The organism is Blautia sp. AF19-1, from assembly GCF_003479155.1.
Taxonomy (GTDB): domain Bacteria; phylum Bacillota; class Clostridia; order Lachnospirales; family Lachnospiraceae; genus Fusicatenibacter; species Fusicatenibacter saccharivorans.
Window position 1 is genome coordinate 13,306 of the sequence record NZ_QUGQ01000014.1, and the last position, 17,177, is coordinate 30,482.

Below are 17,177 nucleotides of genomic sequence, written 5' to 3' on the forward strand. Positions count from 1 at the left end.
TACCATATTTTTCTCTATTTTGGGAGGTATATTTTCTGCCCCGCATATATGAGATCTTCCACCGCGATCTGGTTCAGTTCGCAGATATCTTTCACTCTGCTCATCGTTCCGTAATATCTCTCACTGATTTTCGAGAGGCTGTCCCCCTTCTGTACGGTGTACTCCTGCCAGACCTGCGCGGCGGTTTCTGCCGTCTCACTGCCGGAAGCAGTTCCCGGGGCGGACGATGGCTCTGCTCCCGGTGCTGGATCTGTCTGCGCCGTACCGGTATTGTTCTCCGCTGCACCAGTCTGCTCCCCGCCGGATGTGCTTTGCGCTCCGCTGCCTGCCGGATCCGTTCCGGATAAATTCTGCTCCTCACTTACTGCCGCGCTCCCGCTCTCATTTTCCGTTTCCAGTTCCGTTCCTGTGCTTTCCGGTGTCGAAGTATTTTCCCCTGTGTTTCCCTCTTCCGCCGCTGATGCTTCCGCTGCACTCTCCGCCGTCTGTGTCTTCTCTCCCTGTACGTTTCCCGCCACTGCTACCGTCTGCTCCTTTGTTTTCCCCGGAAACGGCAGCGCATCTCCGTATTTCTGCGTCACCGTCACAAGAAGCGCCGCAGCCGCGCATGCTGTCATCGCATAGAGGATCGGCTTTCTGTGATCGTGTTCCGGCTCCTCCCCGCTCTTCTCCTCAATCATCTTCCGAAAATCGCTGACAGCGCGGTCGGGCACGCTCTCTCCGTTTTCGATCGACCGGTTCTGATTCTGATCGATCAGATACGACTGCATCGGCTCATTCTTTTCATAATAAATGTAAAAGCCTCCCGTGCTCCGCAGGGTGCCGCCCTCGTACGTATAGAAGGTTTCCTCTTTTTCCTGTCCGTTGACGCGGAACAGCGTCTTGTCATTTCCGCCGAAGTGGTTCAGATGCGCTCGGATGATCTGTTCATTCAGATCCTCCCCGTATCCCGGAAGAGAAAGTGCCCAGCCGAGGATCTGCTGGTTTTTGAAATATTTTTCCATCACATCGTGGACCTCCGTCCATACTGCATCATCGAAGACCAGGTGATCCGGCGCCGGCTCCATCGTATGAATCGCGGCCGCGCTGCGGATAAAAAAGTAGGAAATTCCGTCCGCCCACTTAAATTCGCCGAACAGCATAGCGGCACGTCCCTCCGGTGCGGAAAAATATTTTTTCAGAAAGGTTCCGACATAATCTTCCAGATAAATCCGCTCCCTGCCGTTCGTATCACCGACCTGGCGGATATTTTTCGGCAGATGAAAGTATCCTTCGTTGCCGTTCGCCTGCTCTTTGTTTTCTTTATAGACAATCTCAATCATGCTTTTCACCCCTTTTTGCCTACTTTATCACGGATGTTCCGCGAAAAAGATCGTTTTGGGGCAGGGCTGTCACGGTTTTTTCCGACTGTTTTCCCGTTTTTCTGCACCGGAGGGCATGTCATGTTTTTTTCATTACAGGAATAGTTTATACCATATACGGTTAAACTGTGGATGATTCTTCTGAAAGGCAGGTACCGGTCATGTTTCGAAAAAAAGACGCCGAAGTTTACTACATCAATGAGCGAAGCCGCAGCGCCAGCGAAGAGCTGGCGTCGCTGTTTTCTTACTGCATTCAAAAGGACGGACGCATGTTCCGTGAACTGGTATTTCTCTGCATCGGAAGCGACCGGATCACTGGGGATTCCTTAGGACCGCTGATCGGGTACCAGCTTTCGCCGTACTGCAGCCGCATTTTTCATGTCTACGGAACGCTGGATGACCCGGTGCACGCCCTGAATCTACCGGACCGGATTTCGTACATCCATTCCCGCCACCCGGAGGCACTGCTCGTTGCGATCGATGCTTCGCTTGGTTCGCGGCGTCATCAGGGATACATCACGATCGGAAACGGGGCAATCCGGCCGGGCGCGGGGGCAGGGAAGACGCTGCCCGAGGTCGGAGATATTTTTATCACAGGCATTGTGAATGTATCGGGCAGTTTTGAACAGCTTCTTCTGCAGACAACCCGGCTTGCCACGATTTTCCATATGGCGGAATCCATCTCGCAGGGAATCCTGCTCGCCTGCCGGGAACTTGAGGCGGCCGGGACAAGCGAACTTCTGCTTTAAGAAAAACTGCAGACAACAAAACAGGCAGAGACTGCACCGTTTTCCGGTGTGGCCTCTGCCTGTTTTCTTTTGTCATTTATTTCGAAAAATCTTATTTACAGAACTCTTTTACCTGCTCGTAAACGCCCTCGCCGTCGAGTTTGTATTTTGCAAGAAGAGCGACTGCCGGGCCGGACTCTCCGAAGACGTCCTGTACACCGATTTTCTTCACCGGAACCGGGCATTTCTCTGCCAGTGCGTCGCAGACTGCGCTTCCAAGTCCTCCGATCACCGAGTGCTCTTCTACGGTTACGACTTTGCCGGTCTCTTTTGCTGCTGCAACGATCAGCTCCTCATCCAGCGGTTTGATGGTGTGGATGTTGATGATCTTGGCATCAATGCCGTCTGCTGCAAGTTTCTCTGCTGCTTCCAGAGCGGAGCTTACGCAAAGGCCTGTTGCAACGATGGTGACATCCTTGCCTTCACGGAGAACAACGCCTTTTCCGAGCTCAAATTTGTAATCCGGTCTGTCGTTGATCACCGGCACTGCCAGACGTCCGAAACGAAGGTAAACCGGTCCGTTGTATTCATAAGCTGCTTTCACGCAGGCTTTTGCCTCTACATCATCTGCCGGGTTCAGGATGACCATGCCCGGGATGGTTCTCATCAGGGCGATATCCTCGTTGCACTGATGTGTTGCGCCGTCTTCTCCTACGGAAATTCCGGCATGGGTAGCACCGATTTTTACGTTCAGATGCGGGTATCCGATGGAGTTGCGCACCTGCTCAAACGCACGGCCTGCGGCAAACATTGCGAAGGTGCTTGCGAACGGAACGATGCCTGTGGTGGAAAGGCCGGCAGCGATTCCCATCATATTACATTCTGCGATACCACAGTCGATGTGACGGTCCGGATATGCTTTTTTGAACACACCGGTCTTGGTTGCTGCTGCAAGGTCAGCGTCGAGTACGATCAGATTGTCATGCTCTGCGCCAAGTTCAACCAGTGCATTACCGTAACTTTCTCTTGTTGCGATTTTCTTTACTTCTGACATAACGCTTCACCTGCCTTTTCCAGTTCTGCCATAGCAATTGCGTACTCTTCATCGTTCGGAGCTTTTCCGTGCCAGCCTACCTGGTTCTCCATGAAGGAAACGCCTTTTCCTTTTACGGTCTTTGTGATGATGGCGGTCGGCATGCCTGTTACGGTGCGCGCCTCATCAAATGCAGCTTTCAGCTGATCGAAATCGTTGCCGTCCGCTACGTTGATTACGTGGAAGTTGAATGCCTCGAATTTTTTGTCGATCGGGTACGGGCTGTTGACATCTGCTACGTTTCCGTCGATCTGAAGTCCGTTGTTGTCTACGATCACAACGAGGTTGTCCAGATGTTTTGCTCCGGCAAACATGGCTGCCTCCCAGACCTGACCTTCCTGGATTTCACCATCGCCAAGAAGTGTATAAACACGAAATGCTTTGTTCTGCAGTTTTGCACCGAGTGCCATTCCGACTGCTGCGGAGATTCCCTGTCCGAGGGAACCGCTTGACATATCAATACCCGGGATATGTTTCATATCCGGATGTCCCTGCAGGTAAGAGCCAAGGTGGCGAAGGGTCAGCAGGTCTTCTTTCGGGAAGTAACCTTTTTCAGCCAGTGCTGCGTAGAGTCCCGGCGCTGTGTGGCCTTTCGAAAGTACAAAACGATCGCGGTCCGGATCTTTTGGATTTTTCGGGTCCACGTTCATTTCTTCAAAATACAGATACGTGAAAATATCGGCTGCAGACAGAGATCCGCCCGGATGGCCGGCCTTTGCTGCATGAACGCCGCTGACGATCCCTTTGCGGATCTCATTGGCCGTCTTCTGAAGTTCTAACTTGTTCATGTCTTTTCTCCTTGTTTAGTTGAATCGGAATCAAAAGCTGGAAATATCGCTATTGTTCACTTTGTTCACAATACCATATTTCCAGCTTTTATGCAATCATGTTTAGGTCTTATTCGCCGAATACAGCTTTGTAGTCAGCCTGGAATTTTGCGATTCCGGCGTCGGTCAGAGGATGTTTGGTCATCTGTACGATTACGTTGTATGGAACAGTTGCAATGTCTGCACCAGCCAGTGCGCAGTCGGTTACGTGGATCGGGTTGCGGACGCTTGCTGCGATGATCTCGGTGTCGATGCCGGCTACGTCGAAGATCTCAACGATTTCACGGATCAGATCAACGCCGCGGGTGCTGATGTCATCGAGTCTTCCAAGGAATGGGGAAACATAAGTTGCACCTGCTCTTGCAGCCAGAAGTGCCTGGTTTGCGGAGAAGATCAGGGTTACGTTTGTCTTGATGCCCTCTGCGCTCAGAACTTTAACAGCTTTGAGTCCTTCTACGGTCATCGGGATTTTAACAACCATGTTTGGATGGATGGCTGCGATCTCACGGCCTTCTTTGATCATGCCTTCTGCATCTGTTGTGGTAGCTTTTACCTCGCCGCTGATCGGTCCGTCTACGATCTCGGTGATCTCTTTGATGACCTCTTTGAAGTCACGTCCTTCTTTTGCGATCAGGGACGGGTTGGTGGTAACGCCGCAGATAACGCCCATGTCGTTTGCTTTTTTAATGTCCTCTACTTTTGCTGTGTCGATGAAAAATCTCATGTTGTTTTTCCTCCCATATTCATACTTTCGTAAGGTTTCGGGGCCTGTTGTTTTCCGCAGAACGGCTCCGTTTTTCTGTTATCTCCAGTATAGATATGTTTGGTTTTTCCGTCAAGTCGGCCTCATTTTTATTAATTAATTTTATTATTTATAAATACTATTTTATAAATTACTCTGGCGGATTTTTTCTCATTTTTTCCGGTTTTTCCTTTTCTTTGTGTTTTCCCGGTTTGCGCCGGAGCTGTTTTATTCAAAATTATTAATAATAATTTCAGCCGTCCTATTTATTTTTTAATTTTTCGCTTCTTGCATACGAAGTGCTGCGCCGCACGATCAGTTTCGGCTCATACTCGACATGATACGTGCTTAAGGGTTCATTGCCGTCCTGGCTTTCCCGAAGAGACTGGATTTTCCGCAGGATGATATCGCACGCATCGCGGCCCTTCAATGGCACATAGTGGTCGATCGTCGTCAGGGAAATCGAGCGGAAGCTGGAATAAACGGTGTTGTCACATCCCACTACGGAAATATCCGCCGGAATGCGCAGTTTGCTCTCGAGCACGGCGTCCATGATCCCGAACGCGATCATATCATTCATGCCGACGATTGCCGTAAGGTTCTTGTCCTCCCGCAGCAGTTCCTTCGTCAGATAATAGCCCATCTTGTACTCAGAATCCATGCTCGGGATCACCTCGTCGAGGTCCTCATCCGCCGATTTGACGATCACGCCGTCGCCGTATCCTGCCTCCTCAAACTCGCGCACAAAGCCCTCCACGCGTTTCAGGCGCTGGCCCTGTTTGGAAGTCAGCGGAGGTGAAACAAACGCCACATGCCGGTGTCCCAGTTCCAGCAGGTGGCGTGCCATCAGCCTGCCGGGTTTTGCATTGTTCAGCTCGACCGCATCAATTTCCAGCAGCTCTTCTCGGTTGTTGATGATGACAAGCGGAATCTCCGCGGCCAGCTCCTCCACTTTTTCCTTGCAGTTTCTGCTCGGATTGCAGGTGTAGATAATGCCGCGCGGACGCACACTCTTCATCATCCGAAGATAATTCTCTTCGATTTTCAGGTCCCTCTGCGTATTGCAGACAAATACCCCGTAATTCTTCTCTTTTGCAACTTCTTCGATGCCGTGCAGCAGCATCACATAGTAAGGATTCGTCAGCGTCGGACAGAAGACGACGATCAGCTTGTTGCCGTTCGACTCTCTTCTCATCTTCCGCCGCGGAATCTGGTAGCCCAGCTCTTTTGCCGCCGCCTCCACTTTTTCTACTGTTTCCCGCGAGAACGAAACGTTTTCCCGCCGGTTCAGGATCATGGAGACCGTCGCCTGGGATACGCCTGAGGCTGCTGCGACATCACTGGATGTCACTTTTTTTCTGCCCATAATTACAGCTCCGTTCTGCCCTCTAACGCACGCAGAAGGGTGACTTCATCAATATTTTCCAGATCGCCGCCCACCGGAACGCCGCTTGCAATCCGCGTCACCTTGATGCCGGTCGGCTTGATCAGCTTGCTGATGTACATGGCCGTTGTCTCGCCCTCCAGGCTGGAGTTCGTGGCAACGATAACCTCCGAGACATCGCCCTGGAGGCGCTGCATCAGCTCTTTTAACCGGATGTCGTCCGGCCCAATCCCCAGCATCGGGGAGATGGCCCCGTGCAGGACGTGGTAAACGCCGTCGTATTTTCCGGTTTTTTCATATGCCGCAAGATCCTGCGTCGTCTCCACCACCATGATCACGCTGTGGTCGCGCTTGACATTTGCGCAGATCGGGCACAGCTCTTTGTCGGTCAGGGTCTGGCAGCACTTGCAGTACTGGACGTGGGATTTTGCTTCTGTGATCGAATCGGCCAGCCGTTTTGCCTGGTCGGCCGGCATATTCATAATATGAAAGGCCAGCCGCTGTGCGGTTTTCACACCGATGCCAGGCAGATGGGACAGCTGCTCGATCAACTGATTGATGTATCCGCTGTAGTAATCCATCAGAACGGGAATCCTCCGCCCATGCTGCCGAGTCCGCCGGCAAGTTTGCCCATAGCTTTGGCTGCCTCGTCCTCAACTTTGCGCAGTGCTTCGTTGGTTGCTGCCATGATCAGATCCTCGAGCATTTCTACGTCGTCCGGATCTACGGCATCTTCGCTGATTTTAACTTTGGTTACTTCTTTTTTACCGGAAATGGTTACTTCTACGGCTCCGCCGCCTGCTGTCGCAGTGAACTCTTTCTCCTCCAGTGCTTTCTGGTTCTCTTCCATCTGCTTCTGCATTTTCTGAGCCTGCTTCATCAGATTGTTCATGTTGCCCGGCATTCCTCCCGGGAATCCTCCTCTTTTTGCCATGGGTAATATCCTCCTGAAAAATTTGTTTTTAATCTATTCTTCCCCGTCGTCGAAGTCGCTCTCGTCGTCCTCCTCGACCGGGATTCCATGAATCGCCTGCGTCAGTGCATCATCCACGGAAATCGTGGAGAGCGCGGCGTTTGCATGCTGGTCTGCTAAAATGAGCTGGACCTCTACGGTTTTTCCAGTCATCTGTTCAATAATGGTGCGGATCTCATCGGCTGCCTCCGGCCGCTCAACGTAGATGGATGCGAGCTGGTCTGCAAACTCAACAAACAGTTTGGCGTCGCCCGTCTCGCTGTTGTATTTCGGAACGGCGCCCTGCAGAAACTGGCGGAACATGCCGCTTGTCTGGCCGACAATTGCCTTCCAGGACGCGCTGATGCGCTGTAAATCCGCTGGTGCGGCTTTCACTGGTGCCGGTGCACTCTGCGGTGTTTCTGCCGCCGCATAGCCGTCTCCGGCCGCTCCGGAGCCTCCTGCACTGCCGTTTCCTGCTCCCGGTGCATTTGTCACCATCATCGGGATTCCGCGCTCCATTTTTTCTTCGAGAATCCTAAGACGCTCCAGCACGGATTCGAGGTTCTGCTCCATCTGCGGTTTGCAGAGTTTGACGAGCGCCACCTCAACGAGCACGCGCTTCTGCGCCGCATAGCGGAGCTGGCCGGAGAGCTCGGATAAAACGCGGATATAGTGGATCAGCGTCTCATCGTCTACCATCGTGCTCTCTTCTTTTAAGAGCTTCAGGTTTTCTGTAGAGACGTCGAGCAGTTCTTCGGTTTCATCTGCGCTTTTTACCAACAGCAGATTCCGCAGATACCACGTAAAGTCGGTAACGAACTGTCCCAGCTCTTTTCCGCGGTTTAAAAGGGTTTCCAGCGTGCGGATGCTTCCCGTTACATCCCCGGCGAGGATCGTACGGAGCATCTGGCTGAAGATTTCGGTATCAACAGTTCCGAGAACCTCAAGGACTTTATCGTACGTCAGCTTCTGCCCGAGGTAGAAGGCGATGCACTGGTCCAGGAGGCTTAACGCGTCTCGCATGGAGCCGTCGCCCGCCTTTGCGACGTAGCGGATGGCTTTTTCTTCGACGTCCACGCCCTCTTTTTCCATCAGTTCACTAAGACGCGCCGCGATGGTATCGATCGTGATGCGGCGGAAATCGTACCGCTGGCATCTGGAAAGGATCGTCACCGGGATTTTGTTTGCCTCTGTGGTCGCCAGAATGAAGATGACATAGGACGGCGGCTCCTCCAGGGTTTTTAAGAGTGCATTGAACGCTCCGGTAGAAAGCATATGCACCTCGTCGATGATATAGACTTTATACCGTCCCTGTGTCGGCCGGTAGGCTACCTCCTCACGGATTTCACGGATGTTGTCGACACCGTTGTTCGATGCCGCGTCGATCTCGATGACGTTCGTGGAAACGCCCGCCAGAATCGCCTTACACGTCGGACATTCGTTGCACGGGCTTCCGTCCACGGGATGTTCGCAGTTGACCGAGCGGGCGAGAATCTTGGCGATCGTCGTTTTTCCTGTTCCGCGGGTTCCGCAGAACAGGTACGCATGACCGATGCGGTCCGCGCGGATCTGATTTTTTAATGTTGTTACAATGTGATCCTGTCCTTTTACATCCTCAAAGGTGGAAGGACGGAATTTTCGGTACAGAGCAGTATAGCTCATAAAATTTTTCTCCTTTTATTGCATCGGCATGGAAGCCTGCCGCCGGCAGTTTCTTTTGGACAGCAGTGCAGCAGAAGAACGGAGACCTTGTTCTTCTTGCTTTAAGGCCTCCGTTCTTTTTCCTTGCCTTTTTCGGGAACGCATCAATCGCCGAAGCTGATTCCCATCCGTTTTGCCTGCAGGACTTCCTGTGCATTCGGATCTACGGTCTTTAATTTTCCGGCGCACTCGCCCAGCGGAATTTTCTTTACTTTTCCGTTGACCATTCCGACCATGTAGCCGTACTGTTTGTCCAGAATAAGCTGTGCTGCCTCGGATCCGAGTCTTGTGGAAAGGACACGGTCATACGGACACGGGCTGCCGCCTCGCTGCATGTGGCCCGGTACGGTGACGCGGATTTCCATGCCTGTCTTTGCCTCGATCTCTTCTGCGATCTTGTAGGATACGGACGGGTATTTCTTTGCGATTTCTTCCTGACGTTTTTTCAGCTCTTTCTTCGGAAGTGCTGCGTCTTCTTTTGCAATTGCACCCTCGGCAACGGCAAGAATGGTGAATCCACTTCCGCGCTCTTTTCGTCTGTTGATAGCCTCGCATACTTTTTCAATATCGTATGGAATTTCCGGAATCAGGATAACGTCTGCGCCGCTTGCGATTCCGGCATACAGAGTCAGCCAGCCTACTTTATGACCCATAACCTCTACGATAAAAACTCTCTGGTGAGAGGAGGCTGTTGTATGGATGCAGTCGATCGCATCGGATGCAATATTGACGGCACTGTAGAAACCGAAGGTCATATCCGTTCCGTAGATATCATTATCGATGGTTTTCGGAAGATGGATAATATTCAGTCCTTCCTCTCTCAAGAGGTTTGCTGTTTTCTGGGTTCCGTTTCCGCCAAGAATGACAAGGCAGTCCAGAAGGAGCTTGTGGTAGGTATGCTTCATTGCTTCCACTTTGTCCAGACCGTTTGCATCCGGGGTACGCATCAGCTTAAACGGCTGACGTGAGGTTCCGAGAATAGTTCCTCCCTGTGTTAATATACCGGAAAAATCTTTTGCACTGAGCATGCGGTAATCGCTGTAGATGAGGCCTTTATAGCCGTTCATGAATCCGTATACTTCGAGATCTTTTACATTGTTTGCAAGGCCTTTTACGACTCCGCGCATGGTCGCATTTAATGCCTGGCAGTCTCCGCCGCTTGTTAACAGACCAATTCTTAACATATGACTTTTCCCATCCTGTTCTTTATTAGATTTTCACGACTGCTTCTTGTTTCTTGGCAGTATTATGGAATGTTTACATTATACCCTATTTTTTTCGTTCTCACAATAGTTCGGGGGAAGAAAGCGCGGGAGTTTCTATTTTTTGTACGAAAAAAGGAAGTCTGGGGTTCAGGCTTCCTTGGATTTTCTTTTTTATGCGCGCCGCACTTCGAACTCTCACCACGAACGTTACTCCTACAGCCTACTCGGCCCAGGCACCCTCACGGCACACAGGAGATTCCACTTAGTGCTGCTGCATTCCTGCCCTGACACGGTTCATGGAGTCCTGTTGCGTAAGACCCAGACGTCAACGTCACTTATAGAAGGCAGCTTCGCAATGAAAGAGCCCTCGGATTGGCATCACCCCCGCTGTAGCGGATTGCGGGTACAGGGCACCGCTATCTCCCCGGCTGCGCATTGTTTAGTATACGGGATTTCGGAGGGGATGTCAAGGAATTTGTGAATTGAAATATTGGTATAGCACGAGTATAATTTATAGTAAGGCCAGAAAATAACGCAAAAATTCAGTACCGCAGAGTGTGAACGACTGCTTTTTTCATTATTTTCAAGATTTGCTATCGATAATTTTTTGAAAATGATACATTTTTTTCTTATAGAAGGAGGATGGACGAATGATACGAGTTACGGTCTGGAATGAGTTTCAGCATGAGCGAACGCAGGAGAAAGTGAAAGAGATTTATCCGGACGGGATTCACACCTGTATTGCAAAGTTTCTGAGACAAGAGGAGGAGCTTTCGGTTCGGACGGCTGTGTTTGACGAGAAGGAGCATGGGCTGACGGAAGAAGTGCTGGCAAATACCGATGTGCTGGTGTTCTGGAATCATATGCTGCAGGAGGAGTTCTCGGACGATGTGGCCGAGCGGGTTCGGCGTCATGTGCTGGCCGGAATGGGGCTGGTAGTTCTGCATTCAGGGCATTATTCCAAGATTATGCGGAAGCTTCTCGGAACAAGTATGACGCTTCGGTGGCGGCATGGGGATCGTGAGAGACTGTTCTGTACGTGTCCGACCCATCCGATCGCGCAGGGAATTCCGGCATGGGTGGATATTCCGGAGGAAGAGATGTATGGGGAGTTTTTTGATATTCCCAAACCGGATGATGTGGTATTTACGGGATGGTTTGCAGGCGGTGAGGTGTTCCGCAGCGGATGCACCTTTACACGTGGGCTGGGCAAAATTTTCTATTTTCAGCCGGGACACGAGGAATACCCCATTTACCATATGCCGGTGATTCAGAAGATTATCAAAAATGGGGTACGCTGGTGCGTTCCTGTAGTACGAAGACCGGCACCACTGGATAATGCATGGGTGAATCCATCTACGGAGGAAGTGTATCTTTCTTCACACCAAAAATAGCAGCTGCAGTTTACCGATATCTGTATCCCGTTTGATTTTTTCAAAACAGGGGTCTGATTTCACGATCAAAAATGTTCTGCAATACGCGGATGGAATCTGTGTACACATTGCATAAATCAGGAGGAAATGTTATATGAGAAAGCTTTCCGTTTTTTACGAACACATTCTACAGGCGTGTGAGCAGTCCGGTAAGACGATTCCGGAAGTGCTCGCGTTCTGCAGGGAGCAGGGAATTTCGGCTGTTGAGATGAACTACAGTCTGTTTGCATCAGAAAGAGAGGTCATTGCCCCGATGCTTTCCGATGCGGGGCTGGTGATCAGCTGTATGCATGAAACCTTTGATTTTTCCCATGATACGGATCTTGGCAGAGCACAGCAGATGCTCGATACTGCGGCATCGCAGCAAGTTTCGCGTGTCCTGTTTGTTGCAGGCGCGCTTGAAACTGCCGAAGCGGCAGAGCTTGCAGCCTGCAGCAGCACCTATGAGACAACGAGTACTTTTATGGCCAAAAACAAATCGATTCAAAATATGGTACATGCGCTTTCCTCACTCGCCGAATATGCGGCTTTACGTGGCGTTTCGATTACCTTAGAGGACTTTGACGGTTTTTTACAGCCGTTTGCACGCACATATCCGCTGCTCTGGTTTATGGAGCACGTGCCGGGGCTGCGGTATACGCTTGATATCGGAAATTTTGCTTTCAGTGATGAGGATGTTTCGTATGCTGCCTGGCTTCTGAAGGATTATATTGTCCATGTTCACTGTAAGGATCGTGCCGAAAGTCCGCTCGTTCACGGACGTTTCTGCCGCGGCCTTGGCCAGACACCGGCCGGAACGGGATATCTGCCGATGGCAAAGCTTCTTACAGATTTAGAAGCGTGCGATTACGACGGTTATCTCGCCATCGAGCATTTCGATGCACCGGATCAGTTATCGTTCATCGAACAGTCCGCAGCGTTTCTGCGCCAGTGGGTTTCCGAATAATTCCGCCTCTTTCATAAGCGCTCTGATTTTCGGAAAATTTCGTATTTCCGGGGAGAAATTCAGCAAGGAAAATATGTCGAAAAAATTCTTTACTATCTTTGGTTTTTTCGTATCTTTTCCTTGCTTTCCAGGGAAAACATGGTAAACTAAATTTGAAGCTTTTTGAGAAGGCATGATTCGAAAAGCAAATCTAAAACAAGAGGGTTTTAAAGTAATGGGAGAAATTATTATTCCGCAGGGTTACAAATCTGCATTAAACCTCCACGATACACAGGTGGCAATTAAAACAGTAAAGGATTATTTCCAGCATGAGCTGACACATCGTCTGCATCTGCTCCGTGTAACAGCTCCACTTTTTGTACAGCCGGAAACCGGCTTGAATGACAATCTGAATGGCGTAGAACACCCGGTTTCTTTTGAGTTAAAGGATCAGGGTACCAAGAAAACCGCTGAAATTGTTCAGTCTCTGGCAAAATGGAAACGGTATGCACTTCACAAATACGGCTTCTCTGAGGGAGAAGGCATCTACACCGATATGAACGCCATCCGCCAGGACGAGGTGACCGACAACATTCACTCCGTTTACGTGGATCAGTGGGACTGGGAAAAAATCATGTCCCCGGAAGAACGCAATCTTGATTTCTTAAAGAGTACCGTAAAAGATATCTATGAGGCACTGAAAAACACGGAAAAACATATGGCAGACCAGTACGACTACATCGAAACCATTCTGCCGGATGAAATTTTCTTTATCACTTCCCAGGAACTTGAGGATCGCTATCCGGATCTGACTCCAAAGGAAAGAGAGTATACAATCACCAAAGAAAAAGGTGCTGTCTTTATTATGCAGATCGGCGGCGTGCTTGCTTCCGGAGAGCGTCAGGACGGACGTTCCCCGGACTACGACGACTGGTCCTTAAACGGCGACCTGATCGTTTATTATCCAGTGCTTGACATCGCTCTTGAGCTCTCCTCCATGGGTATCCGCGTCAACGCAGATGCTCTCCGCGCTCAGTTAAAGGAATGCGGATGCCAGTCCCGCGCGAAGCTTCCCTTCCAGAAATCCATTCTGAACGGCACTCTCCCGCAGACAATCGGCGGCGGTATCGGACAGTCCCGTATCTGTATGTTTTTCCTGCGCAAAGCGCACATCGGAGAGGTACAGTGCTCGGTATGGCCGATGGAGACACGAGAGGTGATGGATGTGATGAATATTCAGCTTCTGTAAGATTGGTTTCGAATAGACTATTACTGTAAAAGGGATACGTTTCCTGTCCGCCCGTTTTCAGGGTATGACAGAAACGTATCCCTTTTATATTTTCCTGCATTGCTGCTGCATTTCGTCCTTACATCAAATCTTTTTCTGCTTTTCGCGGTTTCAGAACCGTTCTTCCAAAAGCTCAAGCAGTTCCTCTCTCTGAAAGGATGCTGTCTTAATTTCATCACCGGAGAGGATCTCTTCCGCCAGCTCTTTTTTCATCTGCTGAAGCTTGATGATTTTTTCCTCGATGGTTCCTTTTGCAATCAATTTGTATACCGTCACAACATTTTTCTGCCCAATACGATGTGCACGGTCTGTCGCCTGATTTTCAACAGCAACATTCCACCATGGATCGTAATGGATGACGATATCCGCGCCGGTCAGGTTCAGGCCGGTTCCACCTGCTTTCAGGGAAATACAGAATACAGACGTGTCATCCCGGTTGAACTGTTCCACCATTTGTGCACGCCGCTCTTTTTTCGTGCTTCCCTGCAGGACAAAGCAGCTGATGCTTTCTTCCTGCAGACGCGCGGTCAGGATCTCGATCATCGAAGTGAACTGGGAAAACAGCAGGATTTTGTGGCCGGATTCCACGGCACTCTGAATCAGCTCGATGCAGAGATCGAGTTTTGCCGAACCGCCTTCGTAATTTTCGTAAACAAGCGCAGGATCACAGCAGAGCTGACGCAGCCGCGTCAGTTCAGAGAGCACCTGGAACCTGGAATCGGCAAATTCTTCCTCTGTCTGGTTCTGCAGTATAAGCGCCAGCCGCTGGGCATGTGCATGATACAGCTCCTTCTGCTTCTGTTCCATGCAGGCAGCCATATTTTTCTCAATTTTGTCCGGCAGATCCTTCAGCACTTCCTTCTTCAGACGGCGCAGAATAAACGGACGGATCATCTTTTGCAGACGTTCTAATCTTTCTTCGTCGCCGTTCCGCACAATCGGAAGTTCAAACTGCTCGCGGAATTTCTGATATCCATAGAGAAATCCCGGCATCAGATAATCAAAGATGCTCCATAGTTCACTTAACTGGTTTTCTACCGGTGTTCCGGTTAATGCCAGGCGGAACGATGCATGGATCGTTTTCACGGCTTTTGCTCCCTGCGTTGCGTGATTTTTGATGAACTGCGCCTCATCAATGATCTCGCAGAAGAACGGGAGATCCTGATACAGTTCGATATCGCGGCGGAGCAAATCGTACGAGGTAATCAAAATATCCTGCATACCGGCATTTTGGATCATCTCTTTCCTCTGTTCCTGTGTGCCGGCGACGAGTCTCGTCTGCAGCTCCGGAGCAAAGCGGGCACATTCGCTCTCCCAGTTATAGACGAGAGATGCCGGTGCAACGATCAAAGAGCGACGATTTGCATTTTCGGGTGCTTCCTGCATTTCAGATAAGAGAAAGGCGATGGTCTGCAGCGTCTTTCCAAGTCCCATATCATCCGCCAGAATACCGCCAAAGCCGTTCTGGCATAAGGTTTTCAGCCACCAGAATCCTGTTTTCTGATATTCACGGAGCTGTGCCTGCAGATTGTCCGGAAGTTCAAAATCGTTCTCCTCTGCAGTTTTCATATTTCGGATCAGCATACGGAACTCGCGGTTTTTCTCAACCTGAAGATCATCCTGCTCTTTTAAACGGGTATCGAGGTAGAGTGCTCGGTATTTCGGAATTGTGATCTCGCCTCTCTTCAGCTTTGCCTCGGAGATCTGCAGATTTTCCCGCAGTTCCGAGAGAACGCGGATACCGTCCTCGTCCATATCCATAAATTCACCGGTCCTCAGGCGGTAAAATTTCTTTTTCCGGTCATATTTTGAAAGAATCTCTGCCAGTTCCTCCATGCCAAAATTGCCCGGATTCAAATGAAGTTCCAGTACATTTTCTGCGAGGGATACACCGACAGAAACTTTCGGGGCCGGGATGACACGGATCGCTTTTAACCGGTCAGAAACAAAAATTTCGCCCAGTTTCTGCAGATCTTCCATACCGCTGCTTAAAAACTCATACATCTCATCGGCTCCCTGGAGAAGCATCTGATGTTTCCGCGCATCATAGGCGCTGAAACAGGATCGAACGAGCTGGTTTGCCGCTGCTTCTTTCCGTACATCACGGCCATGGGAAAGCTGATGGATATCGTTTGCATCTGCAAAAACATTGTATTTTTTCTCGCCATAGACAGCCAGAAGTTCGCAGGTAATCATATCATGCTGCGGCGCATCCAGATAAATCTGAAATTCCACCTGCGGCGGAAGATACTGCTGTAATTCCAGCTTTTCTTCTTTTTTTACCTTAAAATGTTCCTCCAACACCGGGAGAAGTCCCTGGCAGAAGGTCGGGATATCTTCTTTTGCAATTTCACAGACTCCGTCCGGACATCGCTCCATATATTCCAGGAATTCGCAGACTTCTGCTATCTCTTCCCTTGGGATTCGGTAAATTGTATTTTTTTCTGAAAGAAAATACAAATATTTTCTGCCATAAAAAATGGGATCCGCGTACATCTGTACCTTTAGGCCATCTGCTTTCCGTAAAAGCTTCATTTCATACTGTGGCATCCCCTCCTGGCAGTGCCACAGTTTTTCTTCTCTCCAGTTCGTACGACAAAAGAACTCCTGGCTGCCAACAGCCTCAAAAAATTCATCCATATTCTGCACAGAAATCATCACATAACGGTCATCAAAGCAGGACGCATAGCTGCCGGTACCTATCTGATAGCATGAGCCGCGTTCCATGGTATATGCGCTCAGAAATTCTACCATCGGACGGCTTTCTTCTTCAAAAGCATCCATACAGTGCAAAAAAGAAAGCTGTGCACCGTAGCTGACCGTTTCCATATTTTTTACAGCTGCTGTCATTTTTGAAACACTTTTTAATACATACATCCTTTTGCTTCCGATTTTAAATTCTGCCCGAAAGGAATCGTCAAACTGGCTCTCCAGATGAATTTCCAGTTTAACCTGACCTGCTTTTGCTTTCGGCAGAAAAGCAACCTGATCCCGCATCGCATAATGTGAAAGCAGTTCAGAAAAACCGGGGCTCGTCTCTGCTTTTGGTGTTGGTTTTACTACTTTTCTGACAATTTTATGTTCTCCCTGGAATTCTTCCATTCCTTTTTTCACGCCGACAGCACGAAGAAGCTGCTCCAGTTCCTGATGTTCTTCGTCATTTCTCACTTTTTCTTCCAGTTTTTTTCTCTCTTTTTTCCGCCATTCAAGATAGTACAGCAAAACAGCGACACAATGTTTGCACAATCCCCAGTACTGCTCATGTGCCGGACAATCACAATCATCTTCCATAATTTCAGACATTTCTTCATCTACAGAAACGCTGACACAATACATATTTTTTCCGCTTCCGTCTACGACAGCTGTAATTTTATGCAGTTGATATCCGAAAATATCCTCCATTTCCTGTACCTGAAAAGCATGCACTTTCTGTTCTTCATAGATCTTTTTTCCACGGTTATATGATACAGAATTCGTCTCCTGTTTGATGTCCGCCTTTGTAATCATGCTGGTAAAATCCTTTCTGTTCTATCTT

14 protein-coding genes and 1 other RNA gene are annotated in these 17,177 nt (G+C 49.7%); 4 read left to right on the forward strand and 11 right to left on the reverse strand.

Annotation, left to right across the window (positions count from 1 at the left end):
* Window positions 1–14: 14 nt before the first annotated feature.
* A complete protein-coding gene (locus DWX26_RS10385) occupies window positions 15–1,322 on the reverse strand; it encodes a LysM peptidoglycan-binding domain-containing protein (RefSeq protein ID WP_243030624.1) in 1,308 nt (435 codons plus the stop codon).
* Between the two features lie 200 nt (window positions 1,323–1,522).
* On the opposite strand from DWX26_RS10385, the gene yyaC reads away from it, so the two are divergent.
* A complete protein-coding gene (yyaC, locus tag DWX26_RS10390; RefSeq protein ID WP_055226856.1) occupies window positions 1,523–2,110 on the forward strand; it encodes a spore protease YyaC in 588 nt (195 codons plus the stop codon).
* A 91-nt stretch (window positions 2,111–2,201) separates the two neighbouring features.
* Here the strand turns inward: yyaC and DWX26_RS10395 are convergent, their stop codons facing one another.
* From DWX26_RS10395 to ffs, 9 genes are all read right to left on the reverse strand, one after another.
* Window positions 2,202–3,143 carry a transketolase family protein gene (locus DWX26_RS10395; protein WP_022463274.1) on the reverse strand — a complete coding sequence of 314 codons (942 nt, stop codon included), beginning with the start codon at window positions 3,141–3,143 and terminating at the stop codon, window positions 2,202–2,204.
* The gene (locus DWX26_RS10400) at window positions 3,131–3,970 is read right to left on the reverse strand and encodes a transketolase (RefSeq protein ID WP_022463273.1); all 840 of its coding nucleotides are present in this window, start codon (window positions 3,968–3,970) and stop codon (window positions 3,131–3,133) included. Before DWX26_RS10400 ends, DWX26_RS10395 begins: the two co-directional genes overlap by 13 nt.
* A 109-nt stretch (window positions 3,971–4,079) precedes the next feature.
* Complete coding sequence (gene fsa, locus DWX26_RS10405) at window positions 4,080–4,733, reverse strand: fructose-6-phosphate aldolase (protein ID WP_022463272.1); 654 nt, start codon at window positions 4,731–4,733, stop codon at window positions 4,080–4,082.
* A 280-nt stretch (window positions 4,734–5,013) separates the two neighbouring features.
* Window positions 5,014–6,117 carry a LacI family DNA-binding transcriptional regulator gene (locus tag DWX26_RS10410; protein ID WP_118601386.1) on the reverse strand — a complete coding sequence of 368 codons (1,104 nt, stop codon included), beginning with the start codon at window positions 6,115–6,117 and terminating at the stop codon, window positions 5,014–5,016.
* A gap of 2 nt (window positions 6,118–6,119) precedes the next feature.
* Window positions 6,120–6,716 carry a recombination mediator RecR gene (gene recR / locus DWX26_RS10415; RefSeq protein ID WP_022463270.1) on the reverse strand — a complete coding sequence of 199 codons (597 nt, stop codon included), beginning with the start codon at window positions 6,714–6,716 and terminating at the stop codon, window positions 6,120–6,122.
* Entirely contained in the window at window positions 6,716–7,069 is a 354-nt protein-coding gene (locus tag DWX26_RS10420; protein WP_022463269.1) for a YbaB/EbfC family nucleoid-associated protein, read from the reverse strand. Before DWX26_RS10420 ends, recR begins: the two co-directional genes overlap by 1 nt.
* 33 nt (window positions 7,070–7,102) lie before the next feature.
* The gene (gene dnaX, locus DWX26_RS10425; protein WP_055226854.1) at window positions 7,103–8,752 is read right to left on the reverse strand and encodes a DNA polymerase III subunit gamma/tau; all 1,650 of its coding nucleotides are present in this window, start codon (window positions 8,750–8,752) and stop codon (window positions 7,103–7,105) included.
* A gap of 143 nt (window positions 8,753–8,895) precedes the next feature.
* The gene (locus DWX26_RS10430) at window positions 8,896–9,975 is read right to left on the reverse strand and encodes a 6-phosphofructokinase (RefSeq protein ID WP_022463267.1); all 1,080 of its coding nucleotides are present in this window, start codon (window positions 9,973–9,975) and stop codon (window positions 8,896–8,898) included.
* A gap of 194 nt (window positions 9,976–10,169) precedes the next feature.
* An RNA gene (ffs, locus tag DWX26_RS10435) (signal recognition particle sRNA large type) lies at window positions 10,170–10,432 on the reverse strand.
* 214 nt (window positions 10,433–10,646) lie between these two features.
* Between ffs and DWX26_RS10440 the strand changes: the two genes are divergently transcribed.
* From DWX26_RS10440 to asnA, 3 genes are all read left to right on the forward strand, one after another.
* Complete coding sequence (locus DWX26_RS10440) at window positions 10,647–11,390, forward strand: ThuA domain-containing protein (protein WP_022463266.1); 744 nt, start codon at window positions 10,647–10,649, stop codon at window positions 11,388–11,390.
* A 133-nt stretch (window positions 11,391–11,523) separates the two neighbouring features.
* Window positions 11,524–12,375 carry a sugar phosphate isomerase/epimerase family protein gene (locus tag DWX26_RS10445; protein WP_118601387.1) on the forward strand — a complete coding sequence of 284 codons (852 nt, stop codon included), beginning with the start codon at window positions 11,524–11,526 and terminating at the stop codon, window positions 12,373–12,375.
* A gap of 214 nt (window positions 12,376–12,589) precedes the next feature.
* Entirely contained in the window at window positions 12,590–13,603 is a 1,014-nt protein-coding gene (gene asnA / locus DWX26_RS10450; RefSeq protein WP_022463264.1) for an aspartate--ammonia ligase, read from the forward strand.
* 150 nt (window positions 13,604–13,753) lie between these two features.
* On the opposite strand, the gene DWX26_RS10455 is transcribed toward asnA, so the two are convergent.
* Window positions 13,754–17,149: a DEAD/DEAH box helicase gene (locus DWX26_RS10455; protein WP_118601388.1), complete on the reverse strand. Its 3,396-nt coding sequence runs from the start codon at window positions 17,147–17,149 to the stop codon at window positions 13,754–13,756.
* Window positions 17,150–17,177 lie beyond the last annotated feature (28 nt).